Source organism: Streptomyces sp. NPDC050388 (assembly GCF_040655635.1).
Taxonomy (GTDB): domain Bacteria; phylum Actinomycetota; class Actinomycetes; order Streptomycetales; family Streptomycetaceae; genus Streptomyces.
The window spans coordinates 75,223-92,099 of the sequence record NZ_JBFAKH010000031.1; the positions used below are offsets into that span (position 1 = coordinate 75,223).

Annotated in this window: 15 protein-coding genes; 8 read left to right on the forward strand and 7 right to left on the reverse strand. The window is 66.7% G+C overall.

All coding sequences use genetic code 11. The features are described 5' to 3' along the window. Positions 1 to 15 precede the first annotated feature (15 nt). Positions 16 to 1,494, reverse strand: coding sequence for a replicative DNA helicase (gene dnaB / locus AB0I73_RS19750; RefSeq protein WP_363039016.1), 1,479 nt, complete (start codon positions 1,492 to 1,494; stop codon positions 16 to 18). A 458-nt stretch (positions 1,495 to 1,952) separates the two neighbouring features. Between dnaB and AB0I73_RS19755 the strand changes: the two genes are divergently transcribed. Continuing rightward, positions 1,953 to 3,290 (forward strand): MATE family efflux transporter, encoded by a 1,338-nt coding sequence (locus AB0I73_RS19755; RefSeq protein WP_363039018.1) that lies wholly within the window; start codon positions 1,953 to 1,955, stop codon positions 3,288 to 3,290. A 97-nt stretch (positions 3,291 to 3,387) separates the two neighbouring features. Here the strand turns inward: AB0I73_RS19755 and rplI are convergent, their stop codons facing one another. The 4 genes from rplI to rpsF form a co-directional block, all read right to left on the reverse strand. Next, complete coding sequence (gene rplI, locus AB0I73_RS19760) at positions 3,388 to 3,834, reverse strand: 50S ribosomal protein L9 (RefSeq protein WP_109376561.1); 447 nt, start codon at positions 3,832 to 3,834, stop codon at positions 3,388 to 3,390. A gap of 18 nt (positions 3,835 to 3,852) precedes the next feature. After that, complete coding sequence (gene rpsR, locus AB0I73_RS19765; RefSeq protein WP_003949403.1) at positions 3,853 to 4,089, reverse strand: 30S ribosomal protein S18; 237 nt, start codon at positions 4,087 to 4,089, stop codon at positions 3,853 to 3,855. A gap of 43 nt (positions 4,090 to 4,132) precedes the next feature. Further along, entirely contained in the window at positions 4,133 to 4,714 is a 582-nt protein-coding gene (locus AB0I73_RS19770; protein ID WP_109376562.1) for a single-stranded DNA-binding protein, read from the reverse strand. A gap of 77 nt (positions 4,715 to 4,791) precedes the next feature. Continuing rightward, entirely contained in the window at positions 4,792 to 5,082 is a 291-nt protein-coding gene (gene rpsF, locus AB0I73_RS19775) for a 30S ribosomal protein S6 (RefSeq protein WP_062188887.1), read from the reverse strand. Positions 5,083 to 5,399: 317 nt separating this feature from the next. Here rpsF and AB0I73_RS19780 point away from each other — a divergent pair, with 317 nt between their 5' ends. From AB0I73_RS19780 to AB0I73_RS19790, 3 genes are all read left to right on the forward strand, one after another. Then, complete coding sequence (locus AB0I73_RS19780) at positions 5,400 to 5,714, forward strand: hypothetical protein (RefSeq protein WP_109376679.1); 315 nt, start codon at positions 5,400 to 5,402, stop codon at positions 5,712 to 5,714. Positions 5,715 to 5,877: 163 nt separating this feature from the next. Then, complete coding sequence (locus AB0I73_RS19785; protein ID WP_363039021.1) at positions 5,878 to 6,999, forward strand: peptidoglycan bridge formation glycyltransferase FemA/FemB family protein; 1,122 nt, start codon at positions 5,878 to 5,880, stop codon at positions 6,997 to 6,999. Positions 7,000 to 7,096: 97 nt separating this feature from the next. Beyond that, on the forward strand, positions 7,097 to 8,128 hold the full coding sequence (locus AB0I73_RS19790) for an alanine racemase (protein WP_363039023.1): 1,032 nt from the start codon (positions 7,097 to 7,099) through the stop codon (positions 8,126 to 8,128). Positions 8,129 to 8,278: 150 nt separating this feature from the next. Here AB0I73_RS19790 and AB0I73_RS19795 read toward each other — a convergent pair whose 3' ends face one another. Beyond that, on the reverse strand, positions 8,279 to 9,787 hold the full coding sequence (locus tag AB0I73_RS19795) for a glycosyltransferase 87 family protein (protein ID WP_363039025.1): 1,509 nt from the start codon (positions 9,785 to 9,787) through the stop codon (positions 8,279 to 8,281). Between the two features lie 98 nt (positions 9,788 to 9,885). Further along, entirely contained in the window at positions 9,886 to 12,585 is a 2,700-nt protein-coding gene (locus AB0I73_RS19800; protein WP_363039027.1) for a transglycosylase domain-containing protein, read from the reverse strand. A gap of 398 nt (positions 12,586 to 12,983) precedes the next feature. Here AB0I73_RS19800 and AB0I73_RS19805 point away from each other — a divergent pair, with 398 nt between their 5' ends. From AB0I73_RS19805 to AB0I73_RS19820, 4 genes are all read left to right on the forward strand, one after another. Next, positions 12,984 to 13,667 (forward strand): PadR family transcriptional regulator, encoded by a 684-nt coding sequence (locus AB0I73_RS19805; RefSeq protein WP_363039029.1) that lies wholly within the window; start codon positions 12,984 to 12,986, stop codon positions 13,665 to 13,667. Between the two features lie 43 nt (positions 13,668 to 13,710). Then, complete coding sequence (locus tag AB0I73_RS19810; protein WP_109376567.1) at positions 13,711 to 14,793, forward strand: inositol-3-phosphate synthase; 1,083 nt, start codon at positions 13,711 to 13,713, stop codon at positions 14,791 to 14,793. 78 nt (positions 14,794 to 14,871) lie between these two features. Beyond that, on the forward strand, positions 14,872 to 16,134 hold the full coding sequence (locus AB0I73_RS19815; protein WP_363039031.1) for an MFS transporter: 1,263 nt from the start codon (positions 14,872 to 14,874) through the stop codon (positions 16,132 to 16,134). Positions 16,135 to 16,257: 123 nt separating this feature from the next. Next, positions 16,258 to 16,749: a hypothetical protein gene (locus tag AB0I73_RS19820; protein ID WP_363039033.1), complete on the forward strand. Its 492-nt coding sequence runs from the start codon at positions 16,258 to 16,260 to the stop codon at positions 16,747 to 16,749. The last annotated feature ends 128 nt before the right edge of the window (positions 16,750 to 16,877 follow it).

The window sequence follows — 16,877 nt, forward strand, 5'->3', positions numbered from 1 at the left end:
TCAGCAGGAATCCGATCAGGTCTGCGCCATGTCCACGAAGCGCGAGTAATGCCCCTGGAAGGCGACCGTGATCGTCGCCGTCGGGCCGTTTCGGTGCTTGGCCACGATCAGGTCGGCCTCGCCCGCACGCGGGGACTCCTTCTCGTACGCGTCCTCACGGTGCAACAGGATGACCATGTCGGCGTCCTGCTCGATGGAACCGGACTCTCGCAGGTCGGAGACCATCGGCTTCTTGTCGGTGCGCTGCTCGGGACCACGGTTGAGCTGGGAGAGTGCGATGACCGGTAGTTCCAGTTCCTTGGCGAGCAGCTTGAGGTTACGGGACATGTCCGATACCTCCTGCTGACGGCTCTCCGCTCGCTTGGAGCCACCGGACTGCATCAGCTGAAGGTAGTCGATGACGACCAGTCTCAGGTCGTTGCGCTGCTTCAGCCGACGGCACTTGGCACGGATCTCCATCATCGACAAGTTCGGGGAGTCGTCGATGTAGAGCGGCGCCGCGGATACGTCCGGCATCCGGCGCGCCAGGCGGGTCCAGTCCTCATCGGTCATCGTGCCGGACCGCATGTGGTGCAGGGCGACCCTGGCCTCGGCGGACAGCAGGCGCATCGCGATCTCGTTGCGCCCCATCTCGAGTGAGAAGACGACACTCGGCAGGTTGTGCCTGATCGACGCCGCGCGGGCGAAGTCCAGCGCGAGCGTCGACTTGCCCATCGCGGGACGCGCGGCAATGACGATCATCTGCCCGGGGTGCAGCCCATTGGTGAGCGAGTCGAAGTCCGTGAACCCCGTGGGCACACCGGTCATCTCACCGCTGCGCGAGCCGATCGCCTCGATCTCGTCGAGCGCGCCCTCCATGATGTCGCCGAGCGGCAGGTAGTCCTCACTCGTGCGCTGCTCGGTGACGGCGTAGATCTCGGCCTGCGCACGGTTGACGATCTCGTCGACGTCGTCGTCGGCCGCGTATCCCATCTGAGTGATGCGGGTGCCGGCTTCGACCAGGCGGCGCAGCACGGCGCGCTCGTGCACGATCTCCGCGTAGTACGCCGCGTTGGCCGCCGTGGGCACCGTCTGGACGAGGGTGTGCAGGTACGAGGCCCCGCCGACCTTGTTGATCTCCCCGCGCTTGGTCAGCTCAGCGGCAATCGTGATGGGGTCGGCCGGCTCCCCCTTCGCATATACGTCGAGGATGGCCGTGTAGACGGTTTCGTGAGCCGGTTTGTAGAAATCGTGGCCCTTGAGGATCTCGACGACATCCGCGATGGCGTCCTTGGACAGCAGCATGCCGCCCAGAACGGACTGCTCGGCCTCCAGGTCCTGCGGTGGCACCCGTTCGAACGCGGCGCTTCCGCCGTCCCACGTTCCGGAGTCCCGGCCGCGGTCGTGCTGACCCTCGCGGCCCCTGCCTCCGTCGTCACGGCGGCGGGAGGCAGGCAGACGATCACTGGGGCCGCTGTCGGCCCACGGGTCGTCCAAGGGCTCGGAAATGCTCACCGAGCCACCTCCTCCCGTCCGCCGAGCGGACCTAGCCGTGGCCCTCTTTCTACGGCACGGCGCCAACAAATAGGACGCCCGACTCCGGTTGTCGCGCGCCGGATTTGCAGCCATTCGAAAACCGGCGGACGGAGCGGGCGCCGGACCACCGTAGGCCCGTCTGCACCGTCAGCCAATCTGGTTATCCACAGGCCCTGTGGATAACTGGGTCAATGCTGTGGAGAAGTCCGCCAAACCTGTGCACGACCCGGTGGACAGCCCTGTGAACAAGGAACCCCTGGCACTGCAACAAGCACCCTGAGCTGGGGTTTCATAGTCCACTGCCTGTGTAGAAGAAAAACTTTCCCAGACGGGCCAAGATCCCTTCGATCGCTGTGCACATGCACACACCCCGCGCCATCAAGTAAGGGTCTATAGAGCTTTGCATCTCTTACCTGTGGACGATTAGATTGGTGCGCATGACACAGGCCCCCGCGCGCCCCCGCGCCGTCCGACGGCAGCACGACCGTGAGATCGTCATGCTGGCCGTCCCGGCTTTCGGCGCACTTGTCGCCGAGCCCCTTTTCGTCCTGGCCGACAGCGCCATCGTCGGCCATCTCGGCACCGCACAGCTCGCCGGTCTCGGCATCGCGTCGGCCCTTCTGGTGACCGCCGTGAGCGTCTTTGTCTTCCTGGCCTACGCCACCACCGCCGCCGTCGCCCGGCGCGTCGGCGCCGGCGATCTTCCTGCCGCCATCCGTCAGGGCATGGACGGGATCTGGCTCGCCCTGTTCCTCGGTGTCGCCGTCATCGCTGTCGTCCTGCCCACGGCACCGGCCCTGATCAACCTCTTCGGCGCCTCGGACACAGCGGCCCCCTACGCGATCACCTATCTGCGCATCTCCGCCCTCGGCATACCGGCCATGCTGATCGTGCTCGCCGCGACCGGTGTCCTGCGCGGACTGCAGGACACGAAGACGCCTCTCTACGTCGCCGTCGCCGGCTTCGTCGCCAACGGCATCCTCAACGTCGGGCTGGTCTACGGCGCCGGCCTCGGTATCGCGGGCTCCGCCTGGGGCACGGTCATCGCCCAGTGCGGCATGGCCGCCGTCTATCTGATCGTGGTGCTCAGAGGGGCACGCCGACACGGCGCCTCACTGCGCCCGGACATCGCGGGGATCAGGGCCTCTGCCCAGGCCGGCGCACCACTGCTGGTGCGCACTCTCTCACTCAGGGCCATCCTCATGATCACGACCGCCGTCGCCGCCCGACTCGGCGACTCCGACATCGCGGCTCACCAGATCATCCTCTCCCTGTGGAGTCTGCTCGCCTTCGCACTGGATGCCATCGCGATCGCCGGACAGGCCATCATCGGCCGCTGTCTGGGAGCCGGCGACGCGCAGGGCGCCCGTGAGGTATGCCGTCGCATGGTGGAGTGGGGCATCGGCGTCGGAGCCGTTCTCGGCGTGCTCGTGATGCTCTCCCGGCCGATTTTCCTGCCCCTGTTCACCGGCGATCCCACGGTCACCGAAGCGGCACTGCCCGCTCTGGCGATCGTCGCCCTGTCCCAGCCGATCTCCGGCATCGTCTTCGTTCTGGACGGAGTACTGATGGGCGCGGGCGACGGGCCGTACCTGGCCTGGGCGATGCTCATCACCCTGGCGGTCTTCACCCCGGTCGCCCTGCTGGTCCCCGTGTTCGGGGGTGGTCTCACCGCGCTCTGGGGCGCGATGACGCTCATGATGACCATTCGGTTGCTGACCTTGTGGGTCCGTACCCGTTCGGGCCAATGGGTCGTCACCGGCGCCACGCGCTGACACGTTTCCCGCGGAACGCCATGTTTCACGGGAAACGGCGGTGGGGGCCGCACCCCGAAGGGTGCGGCCCCCACCTCACTGCTCCAGTGAGCAGTACTTACTCCGAGACGACCTCGATGTCGACCTTGGCGGCGACCTCGGGGTGCAGACGCACGTACGTCTCGTGGGCGCCCAGGGTCTTGATCGCCGTGCCCAGCTCGATGCGGCGCTTGTCGACCTGGGGACCGCCGGCAGCCTTGATCGCGGAAGCGATGTCGGCCGGGGTGACGGAACCGAAGAGACGACCGGCGTTGCCGGAGCGGACCGCGAGGCGGACCTTGACGCCCTCGAGCTGGGCCTTCACCTGGTTGGCCTGCTCGATGGTCTGGATCTCGTGGATCTTGCGAGCACGACGGATCTGCTCGACGTCCTTCTCGCCACCCTTGGTCCAGCGGATCGCGAGCTTCCGCGGAACCAGGTAGTTGCGAGCGTAACCGTCCTTGACGTCGACGACGTCGCCCGCGGCACCGAGGCCGGAGACCTCGTGGGTGAGGATGATCTTCATGAGTCGGTCACCCTTCCCTTATCGCGCGGTGGAGGTGTAGGGCAGCAGCGCCATCTCACGGCTGTTCTTGACGGCCGTGGCGACGTCACGCTGGTGCTGCGTGCAGTTGCCGGTCACGCGGCGGGCACGGATCTTGCCGCGGTCGGAAATGAACTTCCGCAGCATGTTCGTGTCCTTGTAGTCCACGTACGTGACCTTGTCCTTGCAGAATGCGCAGACCTTCTTCTTCGGCTTGCGCACAGGCGGCTTCGCCATGATGTATCTCCTGTGTGATCAAGAAGTGTGGGTGCGGCCCCGCCTAGAAGGGGGGCTCGTCCGAGTAGCCGCCACCGCCGCCGGAGCCTCCGCCCCAGCCACCGCCACCCTGGCCACCGCCCTGGTTGCCACCGGCGGGAGCGCCGGTCGCCCAGGGATCGTCGGCCGGGGCGTTGCCGCCCTGCTGGCCGCCGCCGGGGCCTCCGCCCCAGCCACCGCCCTGCTGGCCGCCTCCGCCGTAACCACCCTGCCCACCACGGCCGGTGGTCTTGGTGATCTTGGCCGTGGCGTTGCGCAGGCTGGCGCCGACTTCCTCGACGTCCAGTTCGTAGACCGTGCGCTTGACGCCCTCACGGTCCTCGTAGGACCGCTGCTTCAGTCGGCCCTGCACGACGACGCGCATGCCTCGCTGGAGCGACTCGGCGACGTTCTCCGCCGCCTGACGCCAGACCGAGCAGGTCAGGAACAGGCTCTCGCCGTCCTTCCACTCGTTCGTCTGGCGGTCGAAGGTGCGGGGAGTCGACGCGACACGGAACTTCGCGACGGCCGCACCGGACGGGGTGAAGCGCAGCTCGGGGTCATCGACAAGGTTGCCGACGACCGTGATGACGGTCTCGCCTGCCATGGGGGAACCTCTCGGCGGGTTTGCTGCTGGCTGCTGTTACTGCTACTCGGATCCCGAGATCGGCTGAGCGGAAACGCTCAGTGGTTCTCGGGACGGAGGACCTTGGTCCGGAGGACCGACTCGTTCAGGTTCATCTGGCGGTCGAGCTCCTTGACGACCGCAGGCTCGGCCTGCAGGTCGATGACCGAGTAGATGCCCTCGGGCTTCTTCTTGATCTCGTACGAGAGACGACGACGGCCCCAGGTGTCGACCTTCTCGACCTTTCCGCCGCCGTCACGGACGACGGAAAGGAAGTTCTCGATCAGCGGGGAGACAGCACGCTCCTCGAGATCGGGGTCGAGGATGACCATCACCTCGTAGTGACGCATGTGGAACCCACCTCCTTTGGACTCAGCGGCCACGGTCGTTCCGTGGCAGGAGGGTCGTGATGCGTTGCGCAACGATGCCCGTCAGTAGAACAGCCGCCACTGACAATCGATGTCGGGCGACGGTTTCCCCAGGCCGACCGGGGCGGACCGTGGTCCTGCCCTGATCCTGACTGGATCTGTCCGGACAGACACCGGTGCAGACGGTACACAGTACCTGCACAGTGGCTTCCGGTTGAAATCCGGCCCGGAAGCCCGTCAGTCTGTACACATCGGGTGTGTACGGCGCTACGATGCGCCGCCTTCCGCAGGAGGTGCCCATGGCACAGGCATTGCGACCCAACACCGCCGGAGGCCTTTTCGCCACGGACGGAAAGCCCCACCCACTCCAGGACACCCTGCTCGCGGTGACCCTGGTGCTGGGCATCACATCCTTCGTCACAGCGATGTTCCAGCAGCTGCACCTGCTCAGCTCCTGGACCGGCCTGGTGGGAATCCTCACCGGTGCGTACGGCCAGTGGGTCTCGCAGACGACACGGGCGCGCTTCGGTCTCATCGTGGGCCTGGGCGCATCGGCCGTCGGCTTCTTCCTGGGCATGGCCCACGGCGGCCTCTTCGGCGGGCTCCTCGACTGACTCCGGGCACCCCCTCCTGAACACCGTGGAGCGCCCCGGCCGACGACCGGCCGGGGCGAAGGCCCGTGCGCCCAACCGGGTCGGCCCCAAGGCGCAGTAGGCTTCGCGCGAGAGCCGGAGCCCCTGATCCCATGGGGACACACCAGCCCGAGGAGCGCCCCGAATGACCCTGACCCTGAGGACCATCAGCCGAGAGCAGCATCTGGCGTACATCCAGAGCCTGCCGTCGGCGAGTCACATGCAGGTCCCGGCCTGGTCGGACGTCAAGGCGGAGTGGCGCGCGGAGAACCTCGGCTGGTTCGACGACCGGACCGGTGAGATGGTCGGCGCCGGCCTCGTCCTCTACCGGCAACTGCCCAAGATCAAGCGCTACCTGGCCTATCTGCCCGAGGGCCCGGTCATCAACTGGTTCGCGCCAAATCTTCAGGAGTGGATCGAGCCGATGCTCGCGCACCTGAAGCAGCAGGGCGCGTTCTCGGTGAAGATGGGCCCGCCGGTGGTCATCCGGCGCTGGGAGGCGGCGACCATCAAGAAGGGTATCCAGGACCCGGACGTGAAGCGTCTGCGTGACCTGGAAGCCGACTTCATCGAGCCCCGTGCCTTCGAGGTAGCCGACAAGCTGCGCCGCATGGGATGGCAGCAGGGCGAGGACGGCGGGGCCGGCTTCGGCGACGTCCAGCCCCGCTACGTCTACCAGGTGCCGCTGGCGAACCGGTCCCTGGAAGAGGTCCACAAGAACTTCAACCAGTTGTGGCGCCGCAACATCAAGAAGGCCGAGAAGGCCGGCGTCGAAGTCGTCCAGGGCGGCTACGACGACCTGCCCGAGTGGCAGCGGCTGTACGAGATCACCGCCGTGCGCGACCGCTTCCGGCCGCGCCCGCTGTCGTACTTCCAGCGCATGTGGACCGCCCTCAACGCCGAGGACCCCAACCGCATGCGGCTGTACTTCGCCCGGCACAACGGCGTGAACCTGTCGGCGGCCACGATGTTGATCGTCGGTGGCCACGTCTGGTACTCCTACGGCGCCTCCGACAACATCGGCCGTGAGGTCCGGCCCTCGAACGCGATGCAGTGGCGGATGCTGCGCGACGCCTACGCGCTCGGCGCCACCGTCTACGACCTGCGCGGCATCTCCGACTCGCTGGACGAGACGGATCACCTCTTCGGCCTGATCCAGTTCAAGGTGGGAACGGGCGGTCAGGCCGCCGAGTACCTCGGCGAGTGGGACTTCCCGCTGAACAAGCTGCTCCACAAGGCTCTCGATATGTACATGTCGCGCCGCTGATCCCGCACCCGTCGCACTGTTCGACCCATCAGTTCCCCTGTCTCTGATCCCCTGCCTCTGATACACCGCAGTCACCAGAAAGGTTCCAGGTCCGGCCATGGCGCTCACGCTCTACGTCGACACCGCGCGCTGGCGGGCGCACCACAAGCACGTGCAGCAGCAGTTCCCGGGGCTCGTCCCGGTCTGCAAGGGCAACGGCTATGGCTTCGGTCACGAGCGGCTGGCCGAGGAGGCCACCCGGCTGGGCTCGGACGTCCTCGCCGTCGGCACGACGTACGAGGCCGCCCGGATCAAGGACTGGTTCGGCGGCGACCTGCTGGTGCTGACGCCGTACCGGCGCGGCGAGGAACCCGTCCCGCTGCCCGACCGGGTGATCCGCTCGGTTTCGTCGGTCGACGGTGTGTACGGTCTGGTCGGCGCCCGGGTGGTCATCGAAGTGATGTCCTCGATGAAGCGGCACGGCGTCAGCGAGCAGGATCTGCCCCAGCTGCACTCCGCCATAGAGAACGTCCGGCTGGAAGGCTTCGCCATCCACCTGCCGCTGGACCGCACCGACGGATCGGACGCCGTCGAGGAGGTCATCGGCTGGATGGACCGTCTGCGGGCCGCCCGTCTCCCCCTGCACACGATGTTCGTCAGTCATCTCAAGGCCGAGGAACTGGTCCGGCTGCAGCAGCAGTTCCCGCAGACCCGTTTCCGCGCCCGTATCGGTACACGGCTGTGGCTGGGGGACCACGAGGCCACCGAGTACCGCGGTGCCGTCCTGGACGTCACGCGCATCGCCAAGGGGGAGAGGTTCGGCTACCGCCAGCAGAAGGCCGCGTCCGACGGCTTCCTGGTGGTCGTGGCGGGCGGTACGTCGCACGGGGTGGGTCTGGAGGCCCCCAAGGCTCTGCACGGTGTCATGCCGCGCGCCAAGGGCGTTGCCCGCGCCGGACTCGCCACGGTGAACCGGAACCTCTCTCCGTTCGTCTGGGGCGGCAAGCAGCGCTGGTTCGCCGAGCCGCCGCACATGCAGGTGTCGATCCTGTTCGTGCCCGCGGAGGCACCGGAACCTCAGGTCGGCGAGGAACTGGTGGCCCATCTGCGGCACACCACCACTCAGTTCGACCGAATGCTCGACCGCTGAGCGGCGGCGTGGGGACGAGGAGCGCAGAACGCGGGAGAGGCGTCTGAGCAGGCGCCCAAACAGCGAGGAAGGCCGTGCACGGTAATCCCGTACACGGCCTTTCTCGTGCCTCTCGCCCGCCTCCAGGGCGACCGCCCACCAGCCGTTCGCTCAGAGTGAACCGCTGGTGGCGCCTGCCCCGCCCCACTTGACCCGTGGCCCCTCGAAGTGTGCGACATGCCGTACGGGTCGGGCGGCGGGGCCGAGCACGAAGACGTCCTCGGCTCGGTCGAGCACCCCTCCTGAAGGATCGTCGTCACCGGAGCGGCGCACCGGGTCCCGCTCGGGCAGCAGGATGTCACGCACGATCATGACGCACAGGTAGAGCGTCCCGAGCAGATGCAGGCCGATGGCCCAGTGATAACCGTCGGCGGGCAGTCCCTTGTGGTCGTCCCCGCTGGTCGTGTACGCGAGGTACATCCAGATGCCGAGGAAGTAGGCCACCTCGCAGGCCTGCCAGATCAGGAAGTCCCGCCACTTCGGCCTGGCCAGGGCGGCCAAGGGCACCAACCACAGGACGTACTGGGGTGAGTAGACCTTGTTGGTGAGGATGAACGCCGCGACGACCAGGAAGGCGAGCTGCGCGAAGCGCGGTCGGCGGGGAGCCATGAGGGCGAGTGCGGCAATACCCACGCAGCACAGCATCATCAGCGCTGTGGCGAGTGTGTTCACGGTGTCCGTGCTCAGCGGGTCGGACGAGTTGTGGGCGATGATCAGCCAGAAGGAGCCGAAGTCGACGCCCCGCTCCTGGCTGAACGTGTAGAACTTCGACCAGCCGTCAAAGGCGAAGAACATCACTGGCCCGTTCACCACGGCCCAGGCGACAACCGCACCGCCCAGGGCGGTTCCGTACTCCCTCCAGCGGCCGGCGCGCCAGCACAGCACCAGCAGCGGCCCCAGGAGGAGCACGGGGTAGAGCTTGGCGGCCGTGGCAAGCCCCAGGAGGACCCCGAAGGCAAGGGGACGGCCACGCGACCACATGAGCATCGCTGCGGCCGTCAGGGCGACCGCCAGCAGGTCCCAGTTGATCGTCGCGGTCAGGGCGAAGGCGGGCGCCAGAGCGACCAGGAGACCGTCCCAAGGCCGCCGGGTGTGCGTGCGGGTCACACAGACGGCGATGACGGCCGCACACACCATGAGCATCCCGGCGTTGACCATCCAGTACCACTGCTCCTGGTCCTGGATGCTGCCGCTGCCGGGTGTGAGCCAGGAGGCGACCTCCATGAACACACCGGTCAACACCGGGTACTCGAGGTACTGCATGTCGCCGGGGAGCTGGTCGAAGTACGGCACGAGGCCGTCGGCGAAGCCCCGCCCCTGGTAGAGGTGCGGGATGTCCGAGTAGCACGCGTGCGTGTACTGGGAACCGGCGCCGAAGAACCACGCGCCGTTGTAGCAGGGCGCCTTCTGTACCAGACCGAGGGTGAACAAACCGATCGCCACGAGCACGATCACCCGGACCGGACTCCACCAGGACGCCCCGAGGAGAGCATGCCGCCCGAGCGGACCACCGATCAGCTCACTGCCGGCCTCGGCGACCTTGTCCTCCCGGGTCGGTACCACCGGCTCCGGCTCGTGGACGCTCGCTTGCGTCGATTCTCCACTGGGCATGCCGCACATCCTGCCGTACGTGCCGGTACTACGCCGAGGGCCGCCGTACCCGTGGGGTACGGCGGCCCTCGTTTCACGTGAAACACCCAAGTCGGGCAAGCGGACGGTTACCCGGCCGGGCCTCCGAAGAGACCACCGTTGTTTCCGTTGCCGTTTCCGTTGCTATTGCCGCGGTTGTTGCCTTCCTCTTCCGATTCCGAGGCCGACGGTGAGCTGGTCACCCCACCGTCCGTCCCACCGGCGTCCGCGCCACCCGGGCCGGTACCACCCGTGTCGTCCTCCTCATTGCAACGGAAGCCGAACGGCCCACAGGTATTGGTCTCACTCGGCGTGGGGGTGCTGGGCTCCGGCTCCGGCTCCGAAGTCGACGGAGACGGTGACGGAGTCTCCTCCTCGGACTCGCTGGGCGAGGGAGTGGGAGTCGGCGACGGAGTGTCGTTGACGATCTCACCGATGGGCTCCGGCGTCGGGAAAGGCACCGACTTCTGGCCCTTCAGCGCGTCCTCCATGTAGTCCGCCCAGATCTCGGACGGGAACGAGGCACCGTGGATCTTCTTCTGGTCGCCCGTGCCGAACATCTCCAGGAACTGGCGGTTCTTGACGGTCTCGTCGTCGGGGTACCGGAACATGCTGATCGCGGTGGACAACTGCGGGGTGTAGCCGACGAACCAGGCGGACTTGTTGCCGTCCGTGGTACCGGTCTTGCCGGCCACCTCGCGGCCCTCGAGCTGGGCGTTGGTGCCGGTTCCCTCCTCGACGACGGTCTTCAGGACGTCCGTGACGTTGTCCGCGACCAAAGCGGTGAACGCCCGCTTGGTCTCGGTCTTGTGGGTGTAGACCGTGCCGTCCTTGCTCGTCACCTTCTTGACGGAGAACGGCTCACGCTGCTCGCCACTGGCCGCGAAGGTGGCGTACGAACCCGCCATTCGGATCGCGCTGGGGTTGGAGGTACCGAGGGAGAACGACGGATAGTTCGTTCCGGCAAGGCTGCTCTCCAGAAGCCCGGATTCCACAGCGGATTCCTTCACCTTGTCCAGGCCGACATCCACGCCGAGCTGGACGAAGGAGGAGTTCACCGACTCCCGCATCGCCTCACGGAGATCGATCTTGTAGTCGGGCGCGGTGCCGTACGTCCGGTCGCCGTCATTGACCTGCTCCCACTGCTCGCCCTTCTCGTTCTGCCAGATCGCCCCGTCGTACTCCTTGATCTTGAGCCTGTTCTTGCCGCTGTACAGGCTCTTCTCGGACACCTGCGTCCGCTCGTCCTGGGCCTGTACCGGGTCCCCGTCGGGGTCCCGGACGCCCCACTTCATGGCGGCGGCCAGCACGTACGGCTTGAACGTCGAGCCGACCTGGGCACCGGTCGAGTCGGCGTTGTTGGTGAAGTGCTTGGTCGCGTCGGTACCGCCGTAGATGGCCACGATCGCGCCGGTCGCCGGGTCCACCGTGGCCCCGCCGAACTGGACGTGGGTGTCCGTCTCCGGGCGCTCCTCGGGCTTGATGTTCTTCTTGTAGACCTTCTGGACCGACTCCTCGAGTGCCTTGACCTTCTTCTTGTCGAAGGTCGTGTAGATCGAGTAGCCGCCCTGCTCCAGCATGTCGGCGGTGATGCCGGTTTCCTCGCTGTTGTTGACGATGTACGCCTTGGCGAGGTCCACGAGGTAACCGATCTGCCCGCTCAGCGCGGTGTTCGACCGGGGGTTCTGCACCTCGGGCAGCTTGGTGTACTTGGCCCTGACCTCGGGATCCAGACGCTTGTACTCGACCATCTTGTCCAGCGTGTCCTGCATCTGAAGCCGGGCGCGCTTCTCGTTCTTCTGGCGAGTGGCGTTGACCGGATCGATGGAGGTCGCGCCGGCCGGGTCGTAATAGGTGGCCCCCTTGAGGACCGCCGACAGGAAGGCGCACTCGCCCTCGTTGAGATCCACCGCCTTCTTGTCGAAGTAGGCTTGGGCCGCAGCCTGGATCCCGTAGGCCCCCCGTCCGTAGTACGCGGAGTTCAGGTAGCCCGCGAGAATGTCGCGCTTCTCCTCGGTGGCACCCACCTTGATCGAGATGAAGATTTCCTTGAACTTGCGGGAGAACGTCTGCGACGGGTCGTCCAGCCTGGCGTTCTTGACGTACTGCTGGGTGATCGTGGATCCACCCTGCGTGTTGCCACCACTGGCCATGTTGAGCACAGCTCGGGCGATGCCCTTGGGGTCGATGCCGCTGTCCTCGTAGAACGTCTTGTTCTCCTGGGAGATGACCGCGTCCTGCATCGCCATGGGGATCTCTTCGAGATTGATGATCTGGCGGTTGCGCTCACCACCCGTGGCGACCATCTGTGAGCCGTCGGCCCAGTAGTAGACGTTGTTCTGCGCCGTGGCGGTCTTGGCGATGTCGGGTACGTCCACCATCGCGTACCCGATCCCCGCGGCAGCCACCATGCTGCCGAAGAACGCGATGCACAGACCGGTGACGAGCCTCCAGGACGGCATCCAGCGGCGCCAGCCGTACTTGTCGTGGCGCGGATAGTCGACGATCCGCTTCTTGTCGGGAGGCGCCGCCCGGCCCCGGCCGGGCCCGGTGGAACCGGCCCGGCGGCCCCCGCCTCTCTGTGCCGCACGTCGTGCTTCGGCGCGGCTTCCATAACTGGGTCCCTCACCACCCGAGTCGCGGGAGTCCGACCCATAGGAATCGGACGGAGACCCGGTGGCGCCGCGCGGCGCCGCGCGGCGGCCGGAGGACGAGCCTGACTGGCCGCGTCGGGCCGCGGCACGTCCGCCACCCTGCGGCTGCGGTGGTTTGCGACGGTGCTCGCTCATCGAACGACTACTCCTCGGGCAGGCGCGTCTCACGCGCCTGGAAACGGCAGCTGGTTTCCGGTCCCCCCGAAGTACGGATGCGGTGGGTTCCGCATTCATCCCGTACTGCACCGGGGACGAGGACGCCCCCAGGCGTCACTCGGTTCCCGGTGTGTTGTGCATGGCGCACAGACTACGCATCGTCAAAACCTGCCGAGCGCAGAAGTTCGGCTCAAATCAGGCAACTTGCTCGGATCGAATCGGGGATGTGATCCCGTTCACCACCCTCCCCCTTGCCCCAGCCGGACCACCGTTCTATCGTCGTGATGTATCGAGTCGATACATCAGCTCGGCATAAAGACGGCGATGAGCCAGACACGAGGCCGTCACGGCACGACCGCGGCAGAGAGGAGGCGACGATGAGCCGGCGTTCCGGGATCCTCGAGTTCGCCGTACTCGGACTGCTCCGCGAGTCCCCGATGCACGGCTATGAGCTGCGCAAACGACTCAATACGTCACTGGGTGTGTTCCGTGCCTTCAGCTACGGGACGCTCTACCCCTGCCTCAAGACGCTGGTCGCCAACGGCTGGTTGATCGAGGAACCGGGGAACACCACAGAGGACGCCCTCGCCGCTCCCCTCACGGGTCGTCGCGCCAAGATCGTCTACCGGTTGACGGCCGATGGTAAGGAGCACTTCGAACAGCTGCTCTCCCAGACGGGCCCCGACGCGTACGAGGACGAGACCTTCGCCGCGCGGTTCGCCTTCTTCGGGCAGACGTCACGCGACGTACGCATGCGTGTGCTGGAAGGCCGCCGCAGCCGGCTGGAGGAGCGCCTGGAGAAAATGCGGGTCTCACTGGCCCGGACCCGGGAGCGTCTCGACGACTACACGCTCGAGCTCCAGCGTCACGGAATGGAGTCCGTGGAACGGGAAGTGCGCTGGCTGAACGAGCTCATCGAGAGCGAGCGGGCCGGGCGAGACCTCAAGGGTCCCGCCTCCGGGGCGACCCCTCGACAGGACACCACATCTGGAACGTCGGGCGACCTGCCCCGGTCCGGGGACCACCCCCGGCCGGATTCGCCCGACGACACCGTCACGTGAGTCCCCCTCAGGGCCTCACTCGTATACACAGGGAGCAACCGGAATGGGTTCGGTTCGCGTAGCCGTCGTCGGCGTGGGCAACTGTGCCGCATCGCTGGTGCAGGGAGTCGAGTACTACAAGGACGCCGACCCGGCGTCCAAGGTGCCGGGCCTGATGCACGTCCAGTTCGGCGACTACCACGTCCGCGACGTCGAGTTCGTCGCCGCTTTCGACGTGGACGCCAAGAAGGTCGGCCTCGACCTCGCTGACGCCATCGGCGCCTCCGAGAACAACACCATCAAGATCTGCGACGTCCCCAGCACCGGCGTGACGGTCCAGCGCGGTCACACCCTCGACGGTCTCGGCAAGTACTACCAGGCCACCATCGAGGAGTCCGCGGAGGAGCCGGTCGACGTCGTCCAGGTCCTCAAGGACAAGCAGGTCGACGTCCTGGTCTGCTACCTGCCCGTCGGCTCCGAGGACGCGGCGAAGTTCTACGCCCAGTGCGCCATCGACGCCAAGGTCGCCTTCGTCAACGCCCTCCCGGTGTTCATCGCCGGCACCAAGGAGTGGGCGGACAAGTTCACCGAGGCCGGCGTGCCGATCGTCGGTGACGACATCAAGTCCCAGGTCGGCGCCACCATCACGCACCGCGTCATGGCCAAGCTGTTCGAGGACCGCGGCGTCGTCCTGGACCGCACGATGCAGCTGAACGTCGGCGGCAACATGGACTTCAAGAACATGCTCGAGCGCGAGCGCCTGGAGTCCAAGAAGATCTCCAAGACGCAGGCCGTCACCTCCCAGATCCCCGACCGGGACCTCGGCGAGAACAACGTGCACATCGGCCCGTCCGACTACGTCGCCTGGCTGGACGACCGCAAGTGGGCCTACGTGCGCCTCGAGGGCCGTGCCTTCGGCGATGTCCCGCTGAACCTGGAGTACAAGCTCGAGGTCTGGGACTCCCCGAACTCCGCGGGTGTCATCATCGACGCCCTGCGCGCCGCGAAGATCGCCAAGGACCGCGGCATCGGTGGCCCGATCCTGTCGGCTTCGTCGTACTTCATGAAGTCCCCTCCGGTGCAGTACTTCGACGACGACGCCCGCGCCAAGGTCGAGAAGTTCATCCAGGGCGAGGTCGAGCGCTAGAACCTCCCCACTGTGGGCAGTTGAGGATCCCCGGGTCGTGTGACCCGGGGATCCTCCCCGTATGTGAGGCTGTGGCTCATGGCCGTCGTCCGTGACCTGCGCGTCCTGCTGCGTTTCCAGGGCTTCAGACGCCTGCTCGCCGTCCGGCTGCTCTCTCAGGGCGCCGACGGTGTCTACCAGGTCGCCCTCGCCGCCTACGTGGTCTTCTCGCCGGAGAAACAGACGTCCGCCGTGGCCGTCGCCTCCGCGATGGCGGTCCTGCTGCTCCCCTACTCCCTGGTCGGCCCTTTCGCCGGTGTCCTGCTGGACCGCTGGCGCCGCCGTCAAGTCTTCCTGTACGGCAACCTGCTGCGCGCGCTGATGGCCTCGGTGACCGCCGTCCTGATCCTCGGCCAGGTCCCGGACTGGCTTCTCTACGTCTCAGCCCTGTGTGTCACCGCCGTCAACCGCTTCGTCCTCGCCGGCCTGTCCGCCGCCCTGCCGCGCGTGGTGGACTCCGAACGGCTGATCGTCGCCAATTCCCTCTCGCCGACGGTCGGCACGCTCGCCGCGACCGCGGGCGCCGGTCTGGCCTTCGTCGTACGCCTGGTCGTCGCCGACTCCGACGCCGCCGTGGTGCTCGTGGGCGCGGCGCTGTACCTGTGCGCGGCCCTGGCATCGCTGCGCATCGCGAGGGAACTGCTCGGTCCTGACCGGGCGCTGGTCCATCCACGGCTCGCCACGGCGCTCACCGGCACCGCTCGCGATCTGATGGCAGGTCTGCGCCACCTTGCCGCATCCCCCCGCAGGGAGGCGGCCTGGGCGCTCACCGCGATGTCCCTGATGCGGTTCTGCTACGGCGCCATGCTCGTCATGCTGCTGATGCTGTGCCGGTACGCCCTGACCGAGACCACGGCCGAGGGACTCGCCCTTCTGGGACTGGCGTTGGGTGTGTCCGGCGCCGGCTTCTTCGTTGCGGCCGTCGTGACCCCTTGGGCCGCAGGGCGGTTCGGACCCGGCCGATGGATCATGCTGTGCTCGGCAGCCGCGGCGGTCCTGGAGCCCGCGCTCGGACTACCCTTCGCCACCGGCCCCCTGCTGATCGGGGCGTTCGTCCTGGGGCTGACCACCCAGGGCGCGAAGATCGCCACGGACACCATCGTCCAGGCCTCCGTCGAGGACGGTTTCCGAGGCCGGATCTTTGCCCTCTACGACGTCCTGTTCAACGTGGCTTTCGTCGGTGCCGCCGCGGTGGCCGCCCTGATGCTGCCACCGGACGGCCGGTCGGTCCCACTGGTGGTAACGATCGCCGTTATCTACGGAGCAGTAGCTGTGGCTATCAGTCGTTTTGAGCGCCGGTAAGTGTCACATCAATGCCACAGAGCTCCAGCACGGCATGGCGTTGTCAGTGGCACCCGATACCTTACGTGCGTCTTATCAACGCGCTTTTCACGCCACGCACTCACGTTCCAGGGGGACCTCCAAGTGACCACTCCGCCGCCTCAGGGCAACCCGTTCGCCCAGGGTCAGCAGCAGCCCCACGGCCAGCCCCAGGACCAGGCTCCGCACCCGCCCCAGGGTGGTTTCCCCCAGCAGGCCGGTCAGCCCGGCTTCCCCACGCAGGGCGTCCCGGTTCCTCCGCCGGCTCCTGCCGGACGTTTCAGCAAGAAGCTGCTGCGCATCGTCGGCTTCATCGTCATCGCGGTCCTCATAGCCGTGGGCAAGTGGTTCTTCGGACAGACGGACGCAGAGACCACGTCCGTGGGCAGCTGCATGCACAACGAGGGCACACAGGTAAGTCCGGACCTCAAGACGGTCGACTGCTCTTCAAGCGATGCTCAGTACAAGGTCGTCGAAAAGTTCGACAACACCAGTGACGACAGCAAGTGCGAGGCCGTCGAAGAAGCGACGATCTCGTACTACCAGACGGGCAGCAGCAGCCACAACGTGGTCCTCTGCCTCAAGGAAGTGAAGTAACACCTCCACTCAAGCCACGTGGGGGGGGCGGTGTTTACTTCGTTGCCATCAAGCGCGTGGACTTCAGGAAGTCCTCAGGTTCCATCTTGACTTCCAGATGCATGGCCACATAGACGGGGTTGTCGTAC

Bases quoted from the DNA above. Each gene is read 5' to 3' on its own strand.
- AB0I73_RS19755 (WP_363039018.1), top strand. From the start codon at position 1,953: ATGACACAGGCCCCCGCGCGCCCCCGCGCCGTCCGACGGCAGCACGAC.
- rplI (WP_109376561.1), bottom strand. From the start codon at position 3,834: ATGAAGATCATCCTCACCCACGAGGTCTCCGGCCTCGGTGCCGCGGGC.
- rpsR (WP_003949403.1), bottom strand. From the start codon at position 4,089: ATGGCGAAGCCGCCTGTGCGCAAGCCGAAGAAGAAGGTCTGCGCATTC.
- AB0I73_RS19770 (WP_109376562.1), bottom strand. From the start codon at position 4,714: ATGGCAGGCGAGACCGTCATCACGGTCGTCGGCAACCTTGTCGATGAC.
- rpsF (WP_062188887.1), bottom strand. From the start codon at position 5,082: ATGCGTCACTACGAGGTGATGGTCATCCTCGACCCCGATCTCGAGGAG.
- AB0I73_RS19780 (WP_109376679.1), top strand. From the start codon at position 5,400: ATGGCACAGGCATTGCGACCCAACACCGCCGGAGGCCTTTTCGCCACG.
- AB0I73_RS19785 (WP_363039021.1), top strand. From the start codon at position 5,878: ATGACCCTGACCCTGAGGACCATCAGCCGAGAGCAGCATCTGGCGTAC.
- AB0I73_RS19790 (WP_363039023.1), top strand. From the start codon at position 7,097: ATGGCGCTCACGCTCTACGTCGACACCGCGCGCTGGCGGGCGCACCAC.
- AB0I73_RS19795 (WP_363039025.1), bottom strand. From the start codon at position 9,787: ATGTGCGGCATGCCCAGTGGAGAATCGACGCAAGCGAGCGTCCACGAG.
- AB0I73_RS19800 (WP_363039027.1), bottom strand. From the start codon at position 12,585: ATGAGCGAGCACCGTCGCAAACCACCGCAGCCGCAGGGTGGCGGACGT.
- AB0I73_RS19805 (WP_363039029.1), top strand. From the start codon at position 12,984: ATGAGCCGGCGTTCCGGGATCCTCGAGTTCGCCGTACTCGGACTGCTC.
- AB0I73_RS19810 (WP_109376567.1), top strand. From the start codon at position 13,711: ATGGGTTCGGTTCGCGTAGCCGTCGTCGGCGTGGGCAACTGTGCCGCA.
- AB0I73_RS19815 (WP_363039031.1), top strand. From the start codon at position 14,872: ATGGCCGTCGTCCGTGACCTGCGCGTCCTGCTGCGTTTCCAGGGCTTC.